Consider the following 21,432-nt stretch of genomic DNA (forward strand, 5'->3'; position numbering starts at 1 on the left):
CCATGTCGATCGACGTCAACAACGAGTCCGGAACCGAGGTCGACGAGCAGGCGATCCTCGACATCGCCCGCTACGCGCTCGCGCGCATGCGGATCCACCCGCTCTCCGAGCTCTCGGTGATCGTGGTGGACTCCGCGGCCATGGAGCAGCTGCACATCCAGTGGATGGACCTGCCGGGCCCGACCGATGTCATGTCCTTCCCGATGGACGAGCTGCGTCCGCCGTCCAAGGACGACGAGGAGCCGCCGCAGGGGCTCCTCGGCGACATCGTGCTCTGCCCCGAGGTCGCCGAGAAGCAGGGCCAGGAAGCCGAGACCCGGCACTCCATGGACGAGGAGCTCCAGCTGCTCACCGTCCACGGGGTGCTGCACCTGCTGGGCTACGACCACGAGGAGCCGGACGAGAAGGCCGAGATGTTCGGCCTCCAGGCGGCCATCGTGGACGGCTGGCGCGGTGAGCGCGGGCTGACCGGTCCGTCTCCCGCCCCGACCGTCTCGTGAGCCTGCCCCTGGTCTTCGGCGTCGTCCTGCTGGTGGTCGTCGGCTGGCTGGCGGCCTGCGCCGAGGCGGGCATCGCCCGTACGTCGAGCTTCCGGGCCGCCGAGGCGGTCCGCTCGGGCCGGCGCGGCAGCGCCAGGCTGGAACAGGTCGCGGCGGACCCGACGCGCTATCTCAACGTCGCCCTGCTGGTGCGGGTCGCCTGCGAGATGGCCGCCGGGGTGCTCGTCACGTACGCCTGCCTGAAGGAGTTCCCGGAGACCTGGGAGGCGCTGGCCGTCGCCATCGGCGTGATGGTCCTCGTCTCCTACGTCGCGATCGGCGTCTCCCCGCGCACCATCGGCCGCCAGCACCCGCTGAACACGGCGACCGCTTCGGCGTACGTGCTGCTGCCGCTGGCCCGGGTCATGGGGCCGGTCCCGCAGCTGCTGATCCTCATCGGCAACGCGCTGACCCCCGGCAAGGGGTTCCGCAAGGGCCCGTTCGCCAGTGAGGCCGAGCTGCGGGCCATGGTGGACCTCGCCGAGCAGGAGTCGCTGATCGAGGACGAGGAGCGCCGCATGGTGCACTCCGTCTTCGAACTCGGCGACACGCTCGTGCGCGAGGTGATGGTCCCGCGCACCGACCTCGTCTGCATCGAGCGCTACAAGACGATCCGTCAGGCGCTCACCCTCGCCCTGCGCTCCGGCTTCTCGCGCATTCCGGTCACCGGCGAGAACGAGGACGACATCGTCGGGATCGTCTATCTGAAGGACCTGGTCCGCAAGACGCACATCAACCGGGACTCGGAGGCCGACCCGGTCTCCACCGCGATGCGCCCGGCCTCGTTCGTGCCCGACACGAAGAACGCCGGCGACCTGCTGCGCGAGATGCAGCGGGAACGCAGTCACGTCGCCGTCGTCATCGACGAGTACGGCGGCACGGCGGGCATCGTCACCATCGAGGACATCCTGGAGGAGATCGTCGGCGAGATCACCGACGAGTACGACCGTGAGCTGCCGCCCGTCCAGGAGCTGGAGAACGGCTGCTTCAGGGTCACCGCCCGGCTCGACATCGGCGACCTCGGCGAGCTGTTCGGCCTCGACGAGTACGACGACGAGGACGTGGAGACGGTCGGCGGGCTCCTCGCGAAGGCGCTGGGCCGGGTCCCGATCGCCGGTGCGTCCTCCGAGGTCGGCCTGCCCGACGGGCGGCGGCTGCGGCTGACCGCGGAGTCCCCGGCGGGCCGGCGCAACAAGATCGTCACGGTGCTGGTGGAGCCGGTGGCTCCCGAGGAGGAGGAGGCGGCGTCGGAATGACCCCGCAGCAGCTGAGGGCCTTCTGCCTGGGCTTCAACGCGAGCGTCGAGGAGTTCCCCTTCGGGCCCGAGGCGTCCGTCTTCAAGGTGCTCGGCAAGATGTTCGCGCTGAGCCCGCTGGACGCCCGGCCGCTGACGGTGAACCTCAAGTGCGACCCGGACGAGGCCGTGCGGCTGCGCGAGGAGTACGAGGCGGTGGTGCCCGGCCGGCACATGAACAAGCGCCACTGGAACACCGTCACCGTCTCCGGACTGCCCGACGCGAAGCTGCGCGAGCTGATCGAGGACAGCTACGACCTGGTGGTGGCGGGGCTGCCCCGGTCGGAGCGGCTACGGCTGGACCGGGGGTAGGTGCCCGCCGCGACCGCCCCGGCGGCGATGACCAGCAGGCCCGCCGCGATGGCGGCCACGGTGCGTACGCCGCCGAGCAGGGACTCCTGCGTCGTCGCCAGCACGCCGAGCAGCGGGATGCCGACCGTGAGACCCACCTGCTGAGTCGTGGTCGCCAGGCCCGTCGCCAGGCCCTGTTCCGCGTCCGGCACGCCGGTGGTGACGGTCAGTCCGTACGCGATGATCGCGCCCAGATGGCACATGCTGGCCAGCGAGACGGCTGCCGTGGCCAGCCACACGCCGGAGTGCGCGCCCAGGCCCAGCAGGGTCGCGGTGAACAGCCCCTGGCCCAGCAGCGAGAGGACCAGCGTGCGCCGGGCCCCGATCCGGCCGATCACCTTCGCCGCGTACATCCCCGCGACCACCGAGGCGAGGCCCTGCGCGCCGAAGACGAGACCGGTCGCGAACGCCGACAGGTCCAGCACCTCCTGCAGATACAGGGTCAGGACGAAGACGACCGTGCTCATCATCGAGAAGGTGAGCAGCCCGCCCAGGTTGCCGAAGGCCACCGTGCGACGGCGGAGCATCGGCAGCGAGACCAGCGGGGCGGACGCACGGACCTCGACCATGCCGAACGCGGCGAGCAGCAGCACCCCGGCCACCAGGGCGGCCTGCACGTCCACCCGTCCGAAGCCGTGCTCGGCCGCTGTGGACAGGGCGTAGATCAGGGCCAGGAGGCCGCCGGTGACCGTCACCGCGCCCGGCACGTCGAGCCGGGGCCGGTCGGGCGTACGGGACTCCGTCAGCAGCGCGGGCGCCGCCGCGAGCACGAGGACCGCCGCGAGCGTCAGCAGCCCCATCGTGGACCGCCAGCCCAGCGTGTCGGTGAGCGTGCCACCGGCGACCATGCCGACGGTGAAGCCGAGGGAGAGCAGCGTGCCGCTGATGCCGAGCGCCCGGTCGCGCTGCGGGCCCTCGGGAAAGGTGGTCGTCAGCAGGGACATCCCGGTCGGCACGATCACCGCCGCGCCGAGCCCCTGCAGGGCCCGTCCGGCGAGGAACGCGGCCGGGTTCCACGCGAGCGTGGCGAGCAGGGAGGCGGCGCCGAAGACGGCGAGACCGGTGAGGAACAGCCGCCGCCGGCCGTAGAGGTCGGCGATCCGTCCGAAGAGCAGCAGGAAGCCGCCGGAGGGCAGCGCGAAGGCAGTGATGGCCCACTGCAGACCGGACCGGCTCAGGCCGAGGTCGGCACCGAGCACGGGCAGGGCCACGTTCAGTACGGAGAAGTCGAGCGACACCATGAACTGCGCGGCGCACAGGACCAGGAGGACCAGATGGGCCCGGCCGGACAGCCGGTCCGGGCCGGACGGTGGGGGAGCCGGCAAGGCGGCGGGTGCTGGGGTGGGTGAGTCGATCGCCATGGGCATGAGCCTGCCGCCGCCGGAATATCCGTGGGGAGCGGGTACTTATCCTGTTGCCCGCACCACCAGGCAGACGCGGGCCCGGACTCCAGGAGGCGTACGTGGGCACACCGGCCCGGACCGAGGTGGACACCGGCAAAGCGCACCGCCTCGGTGAGCTGCGGGAGTTCCTGATGAGCCGGCGGGCCCGGATCAGCCCGGCCGAGGCGGGACTCCCGGACGGCGGGGCCCGGCGGCGCACCCCGGGGCTGCGCCGTGAGGAGGTCGCCGTCCTCGCGGGGGTGGGCGTCTCCTGGTACCAGTGGCTGGAGCAGGGCCGGGACATCACCGTGTCGCCGCAGGTGCTGGACTCGGTCGCCCGGGTGCTGCGGCTCAGCAGCGCCGAACGCCGGCACCTCTACGTCCTGGCGGGGCTCAACCCGCCCGCCCCGGAGGTCGATCCGGCGCACGCGGACATGTGCGAGGGGCTCCAGCGGCTGCTGGACGCCTGGATGCCGTACCCGGCGCACATCATGGACGGGTACTGGAACGTGGTGCTGTACAACGACGCGGCATCGGCGGTGATGGGGCTGCGGCCGGGGCGTACGCGGAACTGCGTGATCGACTTCTTCACCGATCCGGTCCACCGGGTCCGGAACAGGCACTGGGAGGAGACCGCCGCCCGGGTCGTCGCCCAGTTCCGGGCCGCCTGCGCGGAGTGCCCCGATGACGAGGGGTTCCGGGCGGTCGTGGCCGAGGTGTCCGCGCGCAGTCCCGAGTTCGCCGAGCTGTGGGCGCGCCGGGACATCGCGCCGGGCGGGCAGATGCGCAAGAAGCTCGCGCACCCGGCCGCGGGTGAGCTGGTCCTGGAGACCACCCAGCTGCGCATCCCGGCCCGTCCGGATCTGGTGGTCGTGCTGCACACCCCGTGGCCGGACAGCGGCACGGAGGAGAAGCTGCGGTGGCTGGCCTCGCCGGACGCCCGGCGCGGCGCGATGCCACCCGGTGCGGGAACGAGCGCCGCGGTCCCACCTGCCGGGACCCGGGCCGGGCTTCGTATGCTCGGCACATGACTGAGACCACCGACCTCGGCGCCGAGGACCGCAAGATCGTCACCCTGGCGCGCAGCGCTCGCGCCCGCAACGGCGTCCCGGAGGGCGCGGCCGTCCGGGACGAGACCGGGCGCACCTATGTGGCGGGGACCGTGGAGCTGGAGTCGCTGCGGCTCAGCGCGCTGCGGACGGCCGTCGCGATGGCCGTGGCCAGCGGGGCGAAGTCCCTGGAGGCCGCCGCGATCGTCTCCGAGGCGGACGCCCCCTCCGACGAGGACCGGGCCGCCGTACGGGACCTGGGCGGGGCCGGTACGCCGGTCCTGCTCGCCGGGCCGGACGGACAGCTGCGGCTCAGCGTCACGGCCGGCTGACCCCGTACGGGCGGGGGCCCGGGGGCCGTACGAACGCGGGCCCGGAGGCCGCGGCGGGCGCCTCGGTGCCCCGCCGCCCCCGGGATCGGGGACAATGGGCGCCATGAGCGTTCGACCTAACTCTGAAGCCGCCGCGCGGCAGGCCGAGACCCCCGCCCCCCACCGGGCCGGCTTCGCCTGCTTCGTGGGCCGCCCCAACGCGGGCAAGTCCACCCTGACGAACGCTCTGGTCGGCAGGAAGGTGGCCATCACCTCCAACCGCCCGCAGACGACCCGGCACACCGTGCGGGGCATCGTGCACCGGCCGGACGCCCAGCTGATCCTGGTCGACACCCCCGGGCTCCACAAGCCGCGCACCCTGCTGGGCGAGCGGCTGAACGACGTCGTGCGCACCACCTGGGCCGAGGTCGACGTGATCGGCTTCTGCCTGCCGGCCGACCAGAAGCTCGGCCCCGGCGACAAGTACATCGTCAAGGAGCTCGCGGGCATCAAAAAGACGCCCAAGATCGCGATCATCACCAAGACCGACCTGGTCGACTCCAAGCAGCTCGCCGAACAGCTGCTGGCCGTCTCCAGGCTCGGCGAGGAGCTGGGCTTCGAGTGGGCGGAGATCATCCCGGTCTCGGCCGTCAAGGACCAGCAGGTCGACCTGCTCTCCGACCTGATCGCCCCGCTCCTGCCCGAGGGCCCGCCGCTCTACCCCGAGGGCGACCTCACCGACGAGCCGGAGATGGTGATGGTCGCGGAGCTGATCCGCGAGGCCGCGCTCGAAGGCGTACGCGACGAGCTGCCGCACTCCATCGCGGTCGTCGTGGAGGAGATGCTGCCGCGCGAGGACCGGCCGGCGGACAAGCCGCTGCTGGACATCCACGCCAACGTCTACATCGAGCGCCCCAGCCAGAAGGGCATCATCATCGGCCCGAAGGGCAAGCGGCTGAAGGACGTCGGCACGAAGTCCCGCAAGCACATCGAGGCCCTGCTCGGCACCCCCGTCTTCCTCGACCTGCACGTCAAGGTCGCCAAGGACTGGCAGCGCGATCCCAAGCAGCTGCGGAAGCTGGGGTTCTGAGCGGCGCCGGGTGTCGGCGGCCGGAGGCCGGCGCAGCCGCTCGAAGCCGCTGATGCCCCCAGGGGCCGAGGGGTGCGAGGGGGGCGGTGTGGATGGGTTCCGAAGCAGCTGCGGAAGCTGGGGTTCTGAGCAGCGGACTCCTCGGCCTTCCCCGCCGTTCCCGGCCCTCCCCGGCTCACGCGCCCTCCTTCAGGACGCGTGAGACCAAGGCGCGCTGGGCCTCGGTCAGGCGGGGGTCCGCGCAGTGCACGGTCCTGCCGTCGACCGTTATCCGGTAGCTGAAGCCGTCCGGGACGCCCTTGGGCGCGGCGGCCTGGCCGTCGGCGAGCGCCGCGCCGGCCAGGGCCTCCCACTCCCGGGCGTCGGCCCGTCCGGAGGTGTCGATCTCGCGGTGGCGCGCGATGCCGGCGAAGCCGCCGGTCCTGCTCACCTGAATCCGCATGCGGTGTCCTCCTAGTCGGTCGGGACGCCCACCTCCGACCACGCCTTGAGGACGGCCTCCACCTCGTCGCCCTCGCCGAAGCGGCTGCGCGCCGCTGCCACGGTCAGCCGGGCGAAGTCCGCGAATTCCGCGTCCACCGCCAGTTCACCACCTGTGAGCACATCGAACCAGAGCTGGCCCGCCCGCTCCCAGGAGTGGCCGCCCAGCGCGGTCGCCAGGAGGTAGAACGCGCGGTTGGGGATGCCGGAGTTGAGGTGGACGCCGCCGTTGTCGTCCCCGGTGTGGATGTAGTCGTCCATGGACGCCGGCTGCGGGTCCTTGCCGAGCACATCGTCGTCGTACGCGGTGCCGGGCGCCTTCATCGAGCGCAGCGCCACGCCCTGGACCCGGGGTGCGAGCAGCCCCTCGCCGATCAGCCAGTCCGCCTGGTCGGCGGTCTGGCCCAGCGAGTACTGCTTCACGAGGGAGCCGAAGACGTCCGAGACCGACTCGTTGAGCGCGCCGGACTGGCCGTAGTAGCTCAGATTGGCCGTGTACTGCGTGAGGCCGTGGGCCAGTTCGTGGGCGATCACGTCGAGGGCGACGGTGAAGTCGAGGAAGATCTCCCCGTCCCCGTCTCCGAAGACCATCTGTTCGCCGTCCCAGAAGGCGTTGTTGTACTTCTCGTCGTAGTGGACGGACCCGATGAGCGGCAGTCCGCGGCCGTCGATGGAGCGCCGGCCGTACGCGGTGAGGAGCAGGTCGAAGGTGGCGCCGAGGCCCGCGTACGCGCGGTTGACGCTGGCGTCCTTCGTGGGCTTCTCGCCCTCGCCGCGGACCTTGGTGCCCGGCAGGTCCGTGCCGTGGCGGCAGTCGTAGAGCGTGCGGTCGGGCGTGGCGGTGCCCTCGTCGTCCGGTTCGGCGGGGGCGGCGGGCCGGGCGGTGGCCGTCACCTGGCGGCGGGTGCGGCGGGCCGCGTCGGACTCCAGGGTGCGGCGTGCCGGGTCGGCGAGGACGGGGTCGTCGGACTGGGACAGTTTGTCGAGGACGTGGGGCGGGACGATGGTGCAGAAGACGGGGTGGAACCCCTGCTGTGAACGAGGCTTCATACACACGACTGTGGCACTCCGTGAGTGACGTGTCACTGGTTGCAACCTTGGTTGCTGAAATGGAGTGATTGGTCACTGTTGGGCGTTTAAGTCGCCGGCGACCGGCCGGCGTGGTCGCCGATCCCGCATACTGATACGGCACCCACGTCTCGGGCGCCCCTCGGCTAGTCTCGACGCATCATGCGTTTCGGGCTGCTTCTTCTTAGCTGCCGCGGTGAGGGCCTGTAGTCGAGGCCGACCCCCTCCCCGCGGAGTCTGGTGTTGCAGTAACACAGTCGGCCGTCCCGGAGAAGGACACCCGAGGAGCCCTGCGCCATGACCGAAGTGAACCCCGCCCAGACCCCCGCCTCGAACGCCGTGGGCCGTCCCACGCCGATCACCAACGCCACGGTGCTGCAGAAGCCGTCCGGGATGCCGGTCCACAAGTACGGCCGCTACGAGGCCGTCGACATTCCCGACCGCACCTGGCCCGAGAAGCGGATCACCAAGGCGCCCCGCTGGCTCTCCACCGACCTGCGCGACGGCAACCAGGCCCTGATCGACCCCATGTCGCCGGCCCGTAAGCGCGAGATGTTCGACCTGCTCGTGCGCATGGGGTACAAGGAGATCGAGGTCGGCTTCCCGTCCTCCGGCGAGACCGACTTCGCCTTCGTCCGCTCCATCATCGAAGAGGGCGCGATCCCCGAGGACGTGACGATCTCCGTCCTGACGCAGGCCCGCGAGGAACTGATCGAGCGGACCGTCGAATCACTGGTCGGTGCCCGCCGCGCCACCGTCCACCTGTACAACGCGACCGCCCCGACCTTCCGCCGCGTGGTCTTCCGCGGCTCCCGCGAGGAGGTCAAGCAGATCGCGGTGGACGGCACCCGGCTGGTCATGGAGTACGCCGACAAGATCCTGGGCGACGAGACGATCTTCGGCTACCAGTACAGCCCCGAGATCTTCACCGACACCGAGCTGGACTTCGCCCTGGAGGTCTGCGAGGCGGTCTGTGACGTCTGGCAGCCCGAGGAGGGCCGCGAGATCATCCTCAATCTGCCCGCCACCGTGGAGCGCTCGACGCCGTCCACGCACGCGGACCGGTTCGAGTGGATGTCGCGCAACCTGTCCCGCCGCGAGTTCGTCTGCCTGTCCGTCCACCCGCACAACGACCGCGGCACCGCCGTCGCCGCCGCCGAACTGGCGCTGATGGCCGGGGCGGACCGCGTCGAGGGCTGCCTGTTCGGCCAGGGCGAGCGCACCGGCAACGTCGACCTGGTGACGCTGGGCATGAACCTCTTCTCCCAGGGCGTCGACCCGCAGATCGACTTCTCGCAGATCGACGAGATCCGCCGCACCAGCGAGTACTGCAACCAGATGGAGGTCCACCCGCGCCACCCCTACGCGGGCGACCTGGTCTACACCGCCTTCTCCGGCTCCCACCAGGACGCCATCAAGAAGGGCTTCGACGCCATGGAGGCCGACGCGGCCGCCCGCGGCAAGACCGTGGACGACATCGAGTGGGCCGTGCCGTACCTGCCGATCGACCCGAAGGACGTCGGCCGTTCCTACGAGGCGGTCATCCGGGTCAACTCGCAGTCCGGCAAGGGCGGCATCGCGTACGTCCTGAAGAACGACCACAAGCTGGACCTGCCCCGCCGGATGCAGATCGAGTTCTCCCGGATCATTCAGGCCAAGACCGACGCCGAGGGCGGCGAGGTCACGCCGGCGCAGATCTGGAGCGTGTTCCAGGACGAGTACCTGCCCAACCCGGACAACGCCTGGGGGCGGGTGCAGATCCGCTCCGGCCAGAGCACGACCGGCTCCGACGGCCGCGACACGATCACCGTCGAGGCGACCGTGGACGGTACGGACAGCGTGCTGACCGGCACCGGCAACGGCCCGATCTCGGCGTTCTTCGAAGCGCTGCAGGCCATCGGGATCGACGCCCGGCTGCTGGACTACACCGAGCACACCATGAGCGAGGGCGCGAGCGCGCAGGCGGCCTCGTACATCGAGTGCGCCATCGACGGAAAGGTGCTGTGGGGCATCGGCATCGACGCCAACACCACCCGCGCCTCGCTGAAGGCGGTCGTCTCGGCCGTCAACCGCGCCGCCCGCTGACCCGGCGCCCGAAAGGGCCCGAAGCCTTACGGCCCGCGAACCCCGCCCCCCGCTCCCGGGGGGCGGGGTTCGGCCATCTCCGGGCGGTTGTGGCCCGCGGGGTACTGACGGCACCACGGGGATGTGGTTAACATCACGTCGACACGGCAGTGTTGCCGGAGTGTTACGGAGGTGTGCGACGTGCGGTCAGCCCTGGGACAACGCGCCATGAAGCTGCGTATCTGCGGCATCCGTACGCTGTGGGACACCACCGGGGACGGGGAGTTCTTCTGCCCCGGCTGCGGCGGTGACCGCAACTACCGCCGCCTCACCGGCCGTCGCCGCTTCGCCGTGCTGGGCGTCCCCGTGCTGCGGCGCGGCACCACGGGCCCGGTGGTCGAATGCGCCGCCTGCCACCAGCACTTCGGCCCGGAGACGCTCGACCACCCCACCACCACCCGGTTCTCCGCGATGCTCAGGGACGCCGTGCACACCGTGGCGCTCGGCGTCCTCGCGGCCGGCGGCAGCACCTCGCGCACGGTGCTGGAGAGCGCCGCGGAGACCGTGCGCGGCGCCGGGTTCGAGGACTGCACGCCCGAGCAGCTCGCCAACGTGGTCGAGGTGCTGTCCACGGACATCGGCCAGGGCTGCGCGTTCGACCCGGCGGCCGAGGCGTGCGGCGCGGCCCTCGCCATCGAGCTGCACGAGGCGCTGGAACCGCTCGCCCCGCACCTCGCCCCCACCGGGCGCGAGTCGATCCTGCTCCAGGGCGCCCGGATCGCCCTCGCCGACGGCGCGTACAGCACCGCCGAGCGCGAGGTGCTGACCACCGTCGGCGGGGCGCTGAGGCTGCGCGCCGAGGACACCGCCCGACTGCTCGCCGAGGCGGCGCGTACGCCCTCCTAAGCCCGTGGGGGCGGGGCCGGCCCCGGTTGTCGGCGGCGTACCGGACAATGGACGCATGAGCTTGTTCCGGGACGACGGCGTGGTGCTGCGCACGCAGAAGCTGGGCGAGGCCGACCGGATCATCACGATACTGACCCGGGGCCACGGCCGGGTGCGGGCCGTCGCGCGCGGGGTGCGGCGCACCAAGTCGAAGTTCGGGGCCCGTCTCGAACCGTTCTCCCATGTGGACGTGCAGTTCTTCGCGCGGGGCAGCGAGCTGGTCGGACGGGGGCTGCCGCTGTGCACGCAGAGCGAGACGATCGCCCCGTACGGCGGCGGGATCGTCACCGACTACGGGCGCTACACCGCCGGGACGGCGATGCTGGAGACCGCCGAGCGCTTCACCGACCACGAGGGCGAGCCCGCGGTCCAGCAGTACCTGCTGCTGGTGGGCGGGCTGCGCACGCTGGCCCGGGGCGAGCACGAGCCGCACCTCATCCTGGACGCCTTCCTGCTGCGCTCCCTCGCGGTCAACGGCTACGCCCCCAGCTTCGACGACTGCGCCCGCTGCGGACTGCCGGGGCCGAACCGTTTCTTCTCTGTGGCGGCGGGCGGAGTCGTGTGCGGGGACTGCCGGGTGCCCGGCAGCGTCGTACCCTCGGCTGAGGCCGTTTCCCTGCTGAGCGCCCTGCTCACCGGTGACTGGGAGACGGCGGACGCGTGCGAGGCGCGTCATGTCAGGGAGGGGAGCGGGCTGGTGTCCGCGTATCTGCACTGGCATCTGGAGCGCGGGCTGCGTTCACTGCGGTACGTAGAGAAGTGACACAGGGAGACTGAGAAGCTCATGGCAGTACGCGGGATGCTCGGCGGCCGTAACCGGCGCGACTACAAGACCCCGGAGCCGCACCCGTCCGGTGCCGTGCCCCCGAAGATCCCCGGTGAGCTGGTGCCCAAGCACGTCGCCGTCGTGATGGACGGCAACGGCCGCTGGGCGAAGGAGCGCGGGCTGCCGCGCACCGAGGGGCACAAGGTCGGCGAGGGCGTCGTCATGGACGTGCTCAAGGGCTGCATCGAGATGGGCGTCAAGAACCTCTCGCTGTACGCCTTCTCGACGGAGAACTGGAAGCGGTCCCCGGAGGAGGTGAAGTTCCTGATGAACTTCAACCGGGACGTCATCCGCCGCCGCCGTGACGAGATGGACGAGCTCGGCATCCGCATCCGCTGGGTGGGCCGCATGCCCAAGCTGTGGAAGTCCGTCGTGCAGGAGCTCCAGGTCGCCCAGGAGCAGACCAAGGACAACGACAGGATGACGCTGTACTTCTGCGTCAACTACGGCGGCCGGGCCGAGATCGCGGACGCAGCGCAGCGGATCGCGCAGGACGTCGCCGCCGGGCGGCTCGACCCGGCGAAGGTCAACGAGAAGACGTTCGCGAAGTACATCTACTACCCGGACATGCCGGACGTGGACCTGTTCGTGCGGCCCAGCGGCGAGCAGCGCACCTCGAACTACCTGATCTGGCAGAGCGCGTACGCCGAGATGGTCTTCCAGGACGTGCTGTGGCCGGACTTCGACCGCCGCGACCTGTGGCGCGCCTGTCTTGAATTCGCCCAGCGCGACCGCCGGTTCGGCGGCGCGGAGGAGGTCGCGGCCTCGGGGAGCTGAGCGGAAGGGCCGGCGGGGGTGCGCCCCCGTCGGCCCGCCGCCTCAGTTCTCGCCGCTCGCGCAGTCGGCGCAGGTGCCGAAGATTTCGACCGTGTGCGCGACGTTGACGAAGCCGTGCTGGGCGGCGATGGTCTCCGCCCACTGCTCGACCACGGGCCCCTCGACCTCGACCGCCTTGCCGCACACGCGGCAGACCAGGTGGTGGTGGTGTTCGCCGGTCGAGCAGCGCCGGTAGACGGACTCGCCCTCCGTGGTGCGCAGGACGTCCACCTCGCCGGCGTCGGCGAGGGACTGGAGGGTGCGGTAGACGGTCGTCAGGCCGACCGAGTCTCCCCGGTGCTTGAGGACGTCGTGCAGTTCCTGGGCGCTGCGGAACTCGTCCACCTCGTCGAGCGCCGCCGCGACGGCCGCCCGCTGCCGGGTCGAGCGGCCGCGTACCGGAGCCGCGTTCGTACCACTGATCGGCGCCGTCGCCACAGGAGCCTCCTCGTGTCGCCCGTACATCTGTCGGGCCATTGTGCCAGCCCGCCCCTTCCGAGGGGTCAGACTCGGACGTCGTCCGGCGCCGGGCGGGCCCCCGGTACTTCCAGGGTGCACCCCTGCGCCTCGGTCGCCCCGCGCCGGGCGCGGCGGCGGGCGAGCGGGGCGGCGAGCAGCGTCAGGGCGACGAAGACGCCGATGGCCAGCAGCACGATCGTCGCGCCGGGCGGGACGTCCTGGTAGTACGAGGTGATGGTGCCGGACAGGGTGACGCCGACCCCGATGAGGACGGAGAGCACGAAGGTCACCTTGAAGGACCGGGTGATCTGCTGCGCCGCCGCGACCGGGACCACCATCAGGGCGCTGACCAGCAGCAGTCCCACGACCCGCATCGCGACCGTGACGGTCACCGCGGCGGTGACCGCGACGAGCAGGTTCAGCATCCGCACCGGCAGGCCGGTCACCCGGGCGAACTCCTCGTCCTGGCTGACGGCGAACAGCTGCCGCCGCAGCCCCACCGTCACCAGCAGTACGAACGCGGCGAGCAGCGAGATCGCGGTGACGTCCTCGGAGGAGACCGTGGCCAGCGAACCGAAGAGGTACGAGGTCAGGTTGGCGTTCGAGCCGGTGTCGGAGAGGTTGATCAGCAGGACGCCGCCCGCCATTCCGCCGTAGAAGAGCATGGCCAGCGCGATGTCGCCGCGGGTGCGGCCGTACCAGCGGATCAGCTCCATGACGACCGCGCCGGCGACGGCGACGGCGGTGGCCATCCAGACCGGGCTGGTGGAGAGCAGGAAGCCGAGGCCGACGCCGGTCATCGCGATGTGGCCGATGCCGTCGCCCATCAGGGCCTGCCGGCGCTGTACGAGGTAGATGCCGACGGCGGGCGCGATGACGCCGACCAGCACGGCGGCGAGCAGGGCCCGCTGCATGAAGGGAGGGTCGAGGAATTCCATGGTCAGCTCAGCAGTCCCGTCCGGACGGGCTCGGAAGCCGCGTGGGGGTGTACGTGGTCGTGGCCGGGCAGGGCGTGCTGCCCGACGGCCTTCGGGGGCGGCCCGTCGTGCAGCACACAGCCGTCGCGCAGGACGACCGCCCGGTCGATCAGGGGCTCCAGCGGGCCCAGCTCGTGCAGGACGAGGAGCACGGTGGTGCCGGCGGCGACCTGCTCGCGCAGGGTGGCGGCCAGGATCTCCTGGCTGGCCAGGTCCACGCCCGCCATCGGCTCGTCCATGATCAGGAGTTCCGGTTCGGCGGCGAGCGCGCGGGCGATCAGCACGCGCTGGTGCTGGCCGCCGGAGAGGGCGTCCACCGAGTCCTTCGCGCGGTCGGCGAGGCCGACGAGCTCGATGGCCCGGTCGACGGCGGCGCGGTCGGCCTTGCGGGGGAGGCCGAGCCGGGTGCGGGAGAGGCGCCCGGCGGAGACGACCTCGCGGATCGTGGCGGGCACGCCGCCGGCCGCCGTGGTGCGCTGCGGTACGTAGCCGACCCGGGCCCAGTCGCGGAAGCGGCGCAGCGGGGTGCCGAAGAGCCCGACGGTGCCGCCGGTCAGGGGGACCTGGCCGATGACGGAGCGGACGGCGGTGGACTTGCCGGAGCCGTTGGCGCCGAGCAGGGCGACGACCTCGCCCGGGCGCACGGTCAGGTCGACGCCGCGCAGCACGGGGCGCGCGCCCAGCGTCGCGGTGGCGTCGCGTACGGCGATGACGGGTTCGGGGGCGGGGTGCTGGGGCTCGGGCATGAGCGTCTCCGGTGCTGCTGCGCGGTCGGGGCCGGCGGGTGTGGTGGGGCCGCCGGGCGGGGCGGGGTCGTGGCTCACTTCGCGCCGAGTGCCGTGCGCAGGGCGGCGAGATTGGACGTCATGACCTCGATGTAGTCATCGCCCTTCGAGCTGTCGGTGATTCCCTCCAGCGGGTCCAGGACGCCGGTCTTCAGGCCGGTGTCGCGGGCGACGGTCTTCGCGGTCTTGTCGCTGGCGAGCGTCTCGAAGAAGACGGTGGTGACCTTCTTCTCCTCGGCGATGGAGTGCAGGGCGCCGATGCGGGCGGGGCTGGGCTCGGCCTCGGGGTCGATGCCGGCGATGCCCTCCTGGACGAGGCCGTAGCGCTCGGCGAGGTAGCCGAAGGCGGAGTGCGTGGTGATGAACGTCCTCGTCGCGGTGTTCTTCAGCCCGGTCCGGTACGCGGTGTCGAGCGCGCCCAGCTCCTTGACGAGGGCCTTGGTGTTCTCGCGGTAGTCCGCCGCGTGGTCCGGGTCGGTCTTCTCCAGGGAGGCGCCGACGCCCTTGGCGACCTCGGTGTACTTCACCGGGTCCAGCCAGATGTGCGGGTCGGCGCCGGCCTCGTCGCCCTCGTGCTCGTGGCCGTGCTCCTCGCCGCCGGTCTCGGTGCCGTGGTCCTCCAGCGCGGTCAGTGTCGCGGCGTCCAGGGTGCGGGAGGCCCCGGACTGCTTGATCGCCTCGTCGACGGCGGGCTGGAGGCCCTTGAGGTAGAGGATGAGGTCCGCGTGGCCGAGCCTGCCGGTCTCCCGGGGGCTGAGCTCCAGGTCGTGGGGTTCCACGCCGGGCTTGGTGAGGGTGGTGACCGAGACGTGGTCGCCGCCTATGCGCTCGGCCAGGAACTGCATGGGGTAGAAGGACGCCACCACGTCCAGCCGGCCGTCGCTCTTGTGGTCGGAGGTGTCGGACGACGAGCAGGCGGTGACGGCGGAGAGACCGAGGGCGACCGCGCCGGTGACGGCGGCGGCCGGTATGAGGCGGCGTATGTTCATGACAGTCATTTTCAACAAAAGTGGAAACGATTGTCAACAAGCGGGGTTCGCGAACGGGACCGGTACCGATTTGATCGAAGGGGAGGCGCCGCCGGTAATCTGGGCTCTTCGCCCGCCCGTTCCGTCGTAATGAAGAGAGCACCGTGGCCGCCGACAAGATCGACACCATCGTCAGCCTGAGCAAGCGCCGTGGCTTCGTCTACCCCTGCAGCGAGATCTACGGTGGCCAGAAGGCCGCCTGGGACTACGGGCCGCTGGGCGTAGAGCTCAAGGAGAACCTGAAGCGCCAGTGGTGGCGCTACATGGTCACCTCCCGCGAGGACGTCGTCGGCATCGACTCGTCGGTCATCCTGGCCCCCGAGGTGTGGGTCGCCTCCGGCCACGTCGCCACGTTCTCGGACCCGCTGACCGAGTGCACCTCCTGCCACAAGCGCTACCGCGCGGACCACCTGGAGGAGGCGTACGAGGAGAAGCACGGCAAGGCGCCCGCGAACGGCCTCGCCGACCTCAACTGCCCCAACTGCGGCAACAAGGGCACCTTCACCGAGCCCAAGCAGTTCTCCGGCCTGCTCTCCACGCACCTCGGCCCGACCCAGGACTCCGGCTCGGTCGCCTACCTGCGCCCCGAGACCGCCCAGGGCATCTTCACCAACTTCTCCCAGGTGCTGACCACCGCGCGCAAGAAGCCCCCGTTCGGCATCGCGCAGATGGGCAAGTCCTTCCGCAACGAGATCACTCCGGGCAACTTCATCTTCCGCACGCGCGAGTTCGAGCAGATGGAGATGGAGTTCTTCGTCAAGCCCGGCGAGGACGAGCAGTGGCAGGAGTACTGGATGGAGCAGCGCTGGAACTGGTACACCGGTCTCGGCCTGCGCGAGGAGAACATGCGGTGGTTCGAGCACCCGCAGGAGAAGCTCTCGCACTACTCCAAGCGCACCGCTGACATCGAGTACCGCTTCCGCTTCGGCGGCAGCGAGTGGGGCGAGCTGGAGGGCGTCGCCAACCGCACCGACTACGACCTCACCGCCCACTCCAAGGCGTCCGGCACGGACCTCTCCTTCTTCGACCAGGAGAAGGGCGAGCGCTACACCCCGTACGTCATCGAGCCCGCGGCCGGTGTCGGCCGCTCGCTGCTGGCCTTCCTCCTCGACGCGTACAGCGAGGACGAGGCTCCGAACGCCAAGGGCGTCATGGAGAAGCGCGCCGTGATGCGCCTCGACCCGCGCCTGGCGCCGGTCAAGGTCGCGGTCCTCCCGCTCTCCCGCAACCCGCAGCTCTCGCCGAAGGCCAAGGGCCTCGCCGCCGACCTCCGGCAGAACTGGAACATCGAGTTCGACGACGCCGGTGCCATCGGCCGCCGCTACCGCCGCCAGGACGAGATCGGTACGCCGTTCTGCGTCACCGTCGACTTCGACACCCTGGACGACAACGCCGTCACCGTCCGCGAGCGCGACACGATGAAGCAGGAGCGCGTCTCCCTGGACCAGATCCAGGGCTACCTCGCCACCCGCCTGCTCGGCTGCTGACGCCCGCACCGCCCACCGAGGCCCCCGCTTCCGCGCCCGCCGCGGGACCGGGGGCCTCGCGCGTCAGGAAAACCGGGTGAGCCGGGCGCCCGGTGTGGGTACCGTCTTGCCCATGTATTCGTTCTTCCAGATCTACGAGTGAGAGCGCGGCGGGCCCGACCACCCGCCGCCCCCCGGATCGATCCGAGGTCGCGAGAGACCTCACCGAGACCACACATTGGGAGAACCCCATGGCCAAGAGCCGCAACAACCTCCTCGGCGTAGGCGGACAGCGCAAGAAGCTGTCCCGCAGCGGCGCGCCGGGCGTCGGCCCCGCCGGAGAGGCCGCCGACCGCAAGTCGGCCGCCGACCAGAAGCAGGAGCTGCTCCGCAAGATGCGGGAGCGGTCCGCCGGCACCGCGCAGCCCGACACCGCGCAGGCCGACGCGCCGGCCGCGGAGCCGGAGGCCCCGGCGCAGAGCTGACGCCCCCGCGCACCGCCCGAGGCCCCGGCGGGCGGACCACCAGGTCCGTCCGCCGGGGCCGTCGTGCTCCCGGCTGCCGCCCCTACCCCACCGCGCGCGGCAGCCGCAGGCTCAGCGCGGTCGTCAGGGCGACCGCCGCCAGCTGGACGAGCAGCGTCACGATCAGGGCGTCCCGCATCCCCGACCCCGGCACCAGGGCCAGGAACAGCGAGCCGAGCGTCGCCACGCCCAGCGTCAGCGTGGCCTGCTGGGTCGTCGTCATCACACCGCCGCCCACCCCGGCCCGATCCGGCGGCACGTCCGACAGGATGATGCGGAAGATGACGGGCAGTTGGAGCCCCTGGCCGAAGCCCGCGACCGCCATGCCGGGCAGCAGGCCCGCCATGCCCAGGTCCGGCCAGCCCCGCCACACGGTGAACGCGAGCACCGCCACGCCCACCGCCTGGATCAGCCCGCCCGCCGTCACGACCCGGCTGCCGTAGCGCCGCACCAGCCGGGGGCCCGCCAGCGACGCCACGAAGAAGGCGAGCGCCATCGGGGCCATCGACAGGCCGGACCGCGCCGGCCCCAGCTCCAGGCCCTGCTGGAGGGCGACCGCGATGACGAACATGAAGCCGCCGAAGCCCACCGAGAACGGCACCACGAGGGCGAGCCCGCGCCGCAGCGACTCCAGGCGCAGCAGGCTCGGCGGCACCAGCGGGACCAGTCCGCGCCGGTCCGCCCACCGCTCCACCCGGTAGAACGCCACCGCCGCGAACGGGAACAGCGCGAGGGACACCCAGGTCCACAGCGGCCAGCCCGCCGCCCGCCCCTCGGTGAGCGGGGCCAGCAGCGTCAGCAGCGACACCGCGAGCAGCAGCGTGCCCGGTACGTCGACGGGCGCCGGCCGGTCCGCCCGGGTCTCCGGGACCGCGCGCGCCGCCAGCACCAGACCGATCGCCGCGACGGGCACGTTGACCAGGAAGACCGACCGCCAGCCCGCGCTCTCGCCGAACACCGAGGAGAGCGGCGCGGCGGCGACCAGCGCCCCGCCCAGGATCTGCCCCGCGACCATGGAGAGCCCGGCCGTCGCCCCGTACAGGCTCATCGCCCGGGCCCTGCGGTGGCCGGAGGTGGCCGCCTGGATCGTGGCGAGGACCTGCGGCAGCATCAGCGCGGCCGACGCGCCCTGGGCCACCCGCGCCCCGACCAGGGTCCAGGCGGTCGGGGCGAGCCCGCAGGCCAGCGAGGTGAGCCCGAAGGCCGCGATCCCGGCCAGGAAGAGCCGGCGCCGGCCGGCCATGTCACCGAGCCGCCCGCCGAGGACGAGCAGCACGGCGTAGGCCAGCCCGTAGCCCGCGACGACCAGTTCCAGCAGGGCCGGGCCCGCCGCCAGGTCGCGGTCGATGGTGGGCAGGGCCACGTTGACGATGAAGAAGTCGATGAGGGGGAGGGCCGCGCCCAGCAGCACGGTGAACAGCCCCAGCGTGCCGAGCACCGGGGCGGGATGGTCGTGCCGCACCACCGGGGAGGCGGGGGCGCTTGCCGTTGTCGTCCGTACAGAGGATTCACTCACGCCCTCGACGATCGTTCCGCCCGCAGCCTGGTACCAGAGTGTCCTTATCCTGGTAGAAGTACCACCAGGCACAGGCCGCCCGGTGCCCGCGCCGGGCCCGCACCCTGGAGGCATGACGACGATGGCGACGCCCCCGACGCAGACGGCCGCCCGCGGCGGGAGCGAGCCCGACGTCCGGCGGCACGAACTCGCGAACTTCCTGCGCAGCCGCCGCGAACGGATCACCCCCGAGCAGGTCGGCCTCGTCCGGGGCCGCCGCCGGCGGACGCCCGGGCTGCGCCGCGAGGAGGTCGCCCAGCTCTCCGCCGTCGGCGTCACCTGGTACACCTGGCTCGAACAGGCCCGGGACATCCAGGTCTCGCCCCAGGTCCTCGACGCCCTCGCCCGCGCCCTGCTGCTCGACCGCAGCGAGCGCAGCCACCTCTTCTCGCTCGCCGCCGCCATCGATCCGGCTCCCGGCACGGACTGTCCGCACCTCACCCCCGCGCTGCGGACCATGCTGCGGCAACTGGAGCCGATCCCCGCCTGCGTGCAGAACAGCCGGTACGACATCCTCGCCCACAACCGCACGTACGGGCGGCTGCTGTGCGACCTGGAGGCGGTCGCGCCCGAGGACCGCAACGTCATGCTGCTCGCCCACACCAACGAGCAGTGGCGGGCCTCGGTCATGGACACCGCCGAGGTGACCCGCTACATCACCGCCAAGTTCCGCGCGGCGATGGCGGAACACCTCGCCGAGCCCGCCTGGAAGGAGCTGCTGGGGCGCCTGGAGGCGGCCTCGGAGGAGTTCCGCGAGAACTGGGCCCGGCACGAGGTCGTCGGGGCCGGCAGCCGGGCCAAGGTCTTCCGCAACGCCTGGGTGGGGCTGCTCCGGGTGGAGGCCACCGACCTGTGGCTCGGCCCCTCCGCCGGACCGCGCCTGGTCAGCTACGCGCCCCGGGACGACGAGACGTACGAGCGGCTGGCGCGCCTTCAGGAGCTGGTGCGCGCCGCCGAGGACTGAGCGGCCGGGTCCCCGGCCACTGCTTCCGCCACCGGCTCAGCCAGCCGTTCCGCGGTCCGGCGGGCGGTGGAGCGGGCCCAGCGCCCGCTGCTCAGGGCGCCGATCAGCAGGACGGCGAGCCCGCAGCCGGTGACGATCCACCAGCCGGGCCGGCTCGCCGCCACGAAGCCCTCCGACCCGCCCGGGTCCGCCATGCCCGCCGCCAGCACCGCGCCGATCACGGCGACCCCGAGGGTCTGCCCGATCTGCCGGCTGGTGGAGGCGACGGCCGCCGCGACGCCCGCCTGGGAGCGGGGCATGCCGGAGACGGCGGTGTTGGTGATGGGCGCGTTCACCGAGCCGAAGCCCAGACCGAACAGCACGTACGCGGCGAACATCGAGACCGTCCCGGTCTCCGCGTCGAACGCCGCCAGCATCAGCCCGCTGGCCGCCATCGCACCGCCCGCGACCAGCAGCGGTATGCGCGGCCCGCGACTGGCCACGAGCCGCCCGGACAGCGGTGAGAGCAGGCACACCACGGCCGCCATGGGCAGCGTGCAGAGCCCGGCGTCCAGCGCGCTCAGACCCCGGACGTCCTGGAGATAGAGCGTGTTGAGGAAGAGGAAGCCACCGAGCGCGGCGAAGGCGCCGACCGCGATGACCGTGGCCCCGCTGAACGGCACGCTGCGGAAGAACCGCAGGTCGATCAGGGGATCGGCGCGCCGCGGCTCGTACACCAGCAGCGCCGCGAGGGCCGCCGCCGCGATCCCCGCGAAGAGCAGGATCTCGGCCGAGGTCCACCCCTTCTGGGGGGCCTCGATGATCGCGTACGTCAGCGAGCCCAGCAGCGCGATCACCAGGAGCTGGCCCAGCGGGTCCGGGCGGCGGGCCCGGTGGGCGCGTGACTCGGGGACGTAACGCCAGGTCAGCAGCAGGGCGGCGAGGCCCACCGGGAGGTTGACCCAGAAGATCGAGCGCCAGCCGACCGAGTCGACCAGGCCGCCGCCGACGACCGGGCCCGCCGCCATCGAGATGCCGACGACCGCGCCCCAGACGCCGATCGCGCGGGCGCGCTCGCGGGGATCGGTGAAGGTGTTGGTGATGATCGACATCGCGACCGGGTTGAGCATCGAGCCGCCCACGGCCTGCACCATGCGGAAGGCGACCAGCGCCTCCAGGCTCGGCGCCAGCGAGCAGAGCGCCGAGCCCAGGGTGAACAGCACCAGCCCGGCCATGAAGACCTTCCGCCGGCCGATCCGGTCGGCGGTGGAACCGGCGAGCATCAGCAGGGACGCGAGGACGAGCGTGTACGCGTCGATCGTCCACTGCATCCCCGCGACGCTCGCGTCCAGCTCCCGGCGCATGGCGGGCAGGGCGACGTTCAGGGCGGTGGTGTCGAGGCTGACGATCAGCAGGCTCATGCAGCAGATCGCCAGCACCAGCATCCGCCGTCGGTGACTGAGCTCAGGCATCCATCGAT

Annotated in this window: 22 protein-coding genes; 13 read left to right on the top strand and 9 right to left on the bottom strand. The window is 71.9% G+C overall.

The window, feature by feature from the left end:
- Positions 1-2 precede the first annotated feature (2 nt).
- Genes ybeY through FKN01_RS00885 form a run of 3 tightly spaced genes read left to right on the top strand, consistent with a single transcriptional unit; the run spans position 3 to position 2,145 of the window.
- The gene (ybeY, locus tag FKN01_RS00875) at positions 3-500 is read left to right on the top strand and encodes an rRNA maturation RNase YbeY (protein WP_143615733.1); all 498 of its coding nucleotides are present in this window, start codon (positions 3-5) and stop codon (positions 498-500) included.
- Positions 497-1,795, top strand: a complete 1,299-nt coding sequence (locus FKN01_RS00880) for a hemolysin family protein (RefSeq protein ID WP_143615734.1) — start codon at positions 497-499, stop codon at positions 1,793-1,795. The genes ybeY and FKN01_RS00880 overlap by 4 nt, the downstream gene beginning before the upstream one ends.
- Positions 1,792-2,145 carry an MmcQ/YjbR family DNA-binding protein gene (locus FKN01_RS00885; protein WP_143615735.1) on the top strand — a complete coding sequence of 118 codons (354 nt, stop codon included), beginning with the start codon at positions 1,792-1,794 and terminating at the stop codon, positions 2,143-2,145. The genes FKN01_RS00880 and FKN01_RS00885 overlap by 4 nt, the downstream gene beginning before the upstream one ends.
- Here the strand turns inward: FKN01_RS00885 and FKN01_RS00890 are convergent.
- The gene (locus tag FKN01_RS00890) at positions 2,085-3,545 is read right to left on the bottom strand and encodes an MFS transporter (RefSeq protein WP_143615736.1); all 1,461 of its coding nucleotides are present in this window, start codon (positions 3,543-3,545) and stop codon (positions 2,085-2,087) included. The two genes, FKN01_RS00885 and FKN01_RS00890, sit on opposite strands and share 61 nt — an antisense overlap.
- Before the next feature lie 101 nt (positions 3,546-3,646).
- On the opposite strand from FKN01_RS00890, the gene FKN01_RS00895 reads away from it, so the two are divergent.
- The 3 genes from FKN01_RS00895 (at position 3,647) to era (ending at position 6,016) form a co-directional block, all read left to right on the top strand.
- Positions 3,647-4,597 (top strand): helix-turn-helix transcriptional regulator, encoded by a 951-nt coding sequence (locus FKN01_RS00895; RefSeq protein WP_260696730.1) that lies wholly within the window; start codon positions 3,647-3,649, stop codon positions 4,595-4,597.
- Positions 4,594-4,947, top strand: coding sequence for a cytidine deaminase (locus FKN01_RS00900; protein WP_143615737.1), 354 nt, complete (start codon positions 4,594-4,596; stop codon positions 4,945-4,947). The genes FKN01_RS00895 and FKN01_RS00900 overlap by 4 nt, the downstream gene beginning before the upstream one ends.
- A gap of 94 nt (positions 4,948-5,041) precedes the next feature.
- Entirely contained in the window at positions 5,042-6,016 is a 975-nt protein-coding gene (gene era / locus FKN01_RS00905; protein WP_185992688.1) for a GTPase Era, read from the top strand.
- 175 nt (positions 6,017-6,191) lie between these two features.
- On the opposite strand, the gene FKN01_RS00910 is transcribed toward era, so the two are convergent.
- Both FKN01_RS00910 and FKN01_RS00915 read right to left on the bottom strand, forming a co-directional pair.
- Positions 6,192-6,458, bottom strand: a complete 267-nt coding sequence (locus FKN01_RS00910) for a protealysin inhibitor emfourin (RefSeq protein ID WP_143615739.1) — start codon at positions 6,456-6,458, stop codon at positions 6,192-6,194.
- A gap of 11 nt (positions 6,459-6,469) precedes the next feature.
- The gene (locus FKN01_RS00915; protein ID WP_143615740.1) at positions 6,470-7,546 is read right to left on the bottom strand and encodes a M4 family metallopeptidase; all 1,077 of its coding nucleotides are present in this window, start codon (positions 7,544-7,546) and stop codon (positions 6,470-6,472) included.
- A gap of 315 nt (positions 7,547-7,861) precedes the next feature.
- Here FKN01_RS00915 and leuA point away from each other — a divergent pair, with 315 nt between their 5' ends.
- From leuA to FKN01_RS00935, 4 genes are all read left to right on the top strand, one after another.
- Entirely contained in the window at positions 7,862-9,649 is a 1,788-nt protein-coding gene (gene leuA, locus FKN01_RS00920; protein WP_143615741.1) for a 2-isopropylmalate synthase, read from the top strand.
- Between the two features lie 207 nt (positions 9,650-9,856).
- Positions 9,857-10,534, top strand: a complete 678-nt coding sequence (locus FKN01_RS00925) for a TerB family tellurite resistance protein (protein ID WP_143615742.1) — start codon at positions 9,857-9,859, stop codon at positions 10,532-10,534.
- 55 nt (positions 10,535-10,589) lie between these two features.
- Complete coding sequence (gene recO / locus FKN01_RS00930) at positions 10,590-11,336, top strand: DNA repair protein RecO (RefSeq protein WP_143615743.1); 747 nt, start codon at positions 10,590-10,592, stop codon at positions 11,334-11,336.
- Between the two features lie 21 nt (positions 11,337-11,357).
- A complete protein-coding gene (locus FKN01_RS00935) occupies positions 11,358-12,176 on the top strand; it encodes an isoprenyl transferase (protein WP_143615744.1) in 819 nt (272 codons plus the stop codon).
- A gap of 42 nt (positions 12,177-12,218) precedes the next feature.
- Here FKN01_RS00935 and FKN01_RS00940 read toward each other — a convergent pair whose 3' ends face one another.
- The 4 genes from FKN01_RS00940 to FKN01_RS00955 all read right to left on the bottom strand — a co-directional run bounded on the left by FKN01_RS00940 (position 12,219) and on the right by FKN01_RS00955 (position 15,425).
- Positions 12,219-12,653, bottom strand: a complete 435-nt coding sequence (locus FKN01_RS00940) for a Fur family transcriptional regulator (protein WP_143615745.1) — start codon at positions 12,651-12,653, stop codon at positions 12,219-12,221.
- Between the two features lie 65 nt (positions 12,654-12,718).
- On the bottom strand, positions 12,719-13,612 hold the full coding sequence (locus FKN01_RS00945; RefSeq protein ID WP_143615746.1) for a metal ABC transporter permease: 894 nt from the start codon (positions 13,610-13,612) through the stop codon (positions 12,719-12,721).
- 2 nt (positions 13,613-13,614) lie between these two features.
- On the bottom strand, positions 13,615-14,397 hold the full coding sequence (locus FKN01_RS00950) for a metal ABC transporter ATP-binding protein (protein ID WP_143615747.1): 783 nt from the start codon (positions 14,395-14,397) through the stop codon (positions 13,615-13,617).
- A gap of 74 nt (positions 14,398-14,471) precedes the next feature.
- Positions 14,472-15,425, bottom strand: coding sequence for a metal ABC transporter substrate-binding protein (locus tag FKN01_RS00955; protein ID WP_143615748.1), 954 nt, complete (start codon positions 15,423-15,425; stop codon positions 14,472-14,474).
- Positions 15,426-15,568: 143 nt separating this feature from the next.
- On the opposite strand from FKN01_RS00955, the gene FKN01_RS00960 reads away from it, so the two are divergent.
- Both FKN01_RS00960 and FKN01_RS00965 read left to right on the top strand, forming a co-directional pair.
- Positions 15,569-16,951: a glycine--tRNA ligase gene (locus FKN01_RS00960; RefSeq protein ID WP_143615749.1), complete on the top strand. Its 1,383-nt coding sequence runs from the start codon at positions 15,569-15,571 to the stop codon at positions 16,949-16,951.
- Between the two features lie 230 nt (positions 16,952-17,181).
- Positions 17,182-17,415, top strand: a complete 234-nt coding sequence (locus FKN01_RS00965) for a DUF6243 family protein (RefSeq protein WP_143615750.1) — start codon at positions 17,182-17,184, stop codon at positions 17,413-17,415.
- An 82-nt stretch (positions 17,416-17,497) separates the two neighbouring features.
- Here the strand turns inward: FKN01_RS00965 and FKN01_RS00970 are convergent, their stop codons facing one another.
- Positions 17,498-18,970 (bottom strand): MFS transporter, encoded by a 1,473-nt coding sequence (locus FKN01_RS00970; RefSeq protein ID WP_260696731.1) that lies wholly within the window; start codon positions 18,968-18,970, stop codon positions 17,498-17,500.
- Positions 18,971-19,082: 112 nt separating this feature from the next.
- Here FKN01_RS00970 and FKN01_RS00975 point away from each other — a divergent pair, with 112 nt between their 5' ends.
- Positions 19,083-19,973, top strand: coding sequence for a helix-turn-helix domain-containing protein (locus FKN01_RS00975; RefSeq protein ID WP_143615751.1), 891 nt, complete (start codon positions 19,083-19,085; stop codon positions 19,971-19,973).
- Here the strand turns inward: FKN01_RS00975 and FKN01_RS00980 are convergent.
- Positions 19,943-21,424, bottom strand: coding sequence for an MFS transporter (locus FKN01_RS00980; RefSeq protein WP_143615752.1), 1,482 nt, complete (start codon positions 21,422-21,424; stop codon positions 19,943-19,945). The genes FKN01_RS00975 and FKN01_RS00980 overlap by 31 nt on opposite strands.
- Positions 21,425-21,432 lie beyond the last annotated feature (8 nt).

Source organism: Streptomyces sp. 130, assembly GCF_007096885.1.
Lineage (GTDB): Bacteria > Actinomycetota > Actinomycetes > Streptomycetales > Streptomycetaceae > Streptomyces.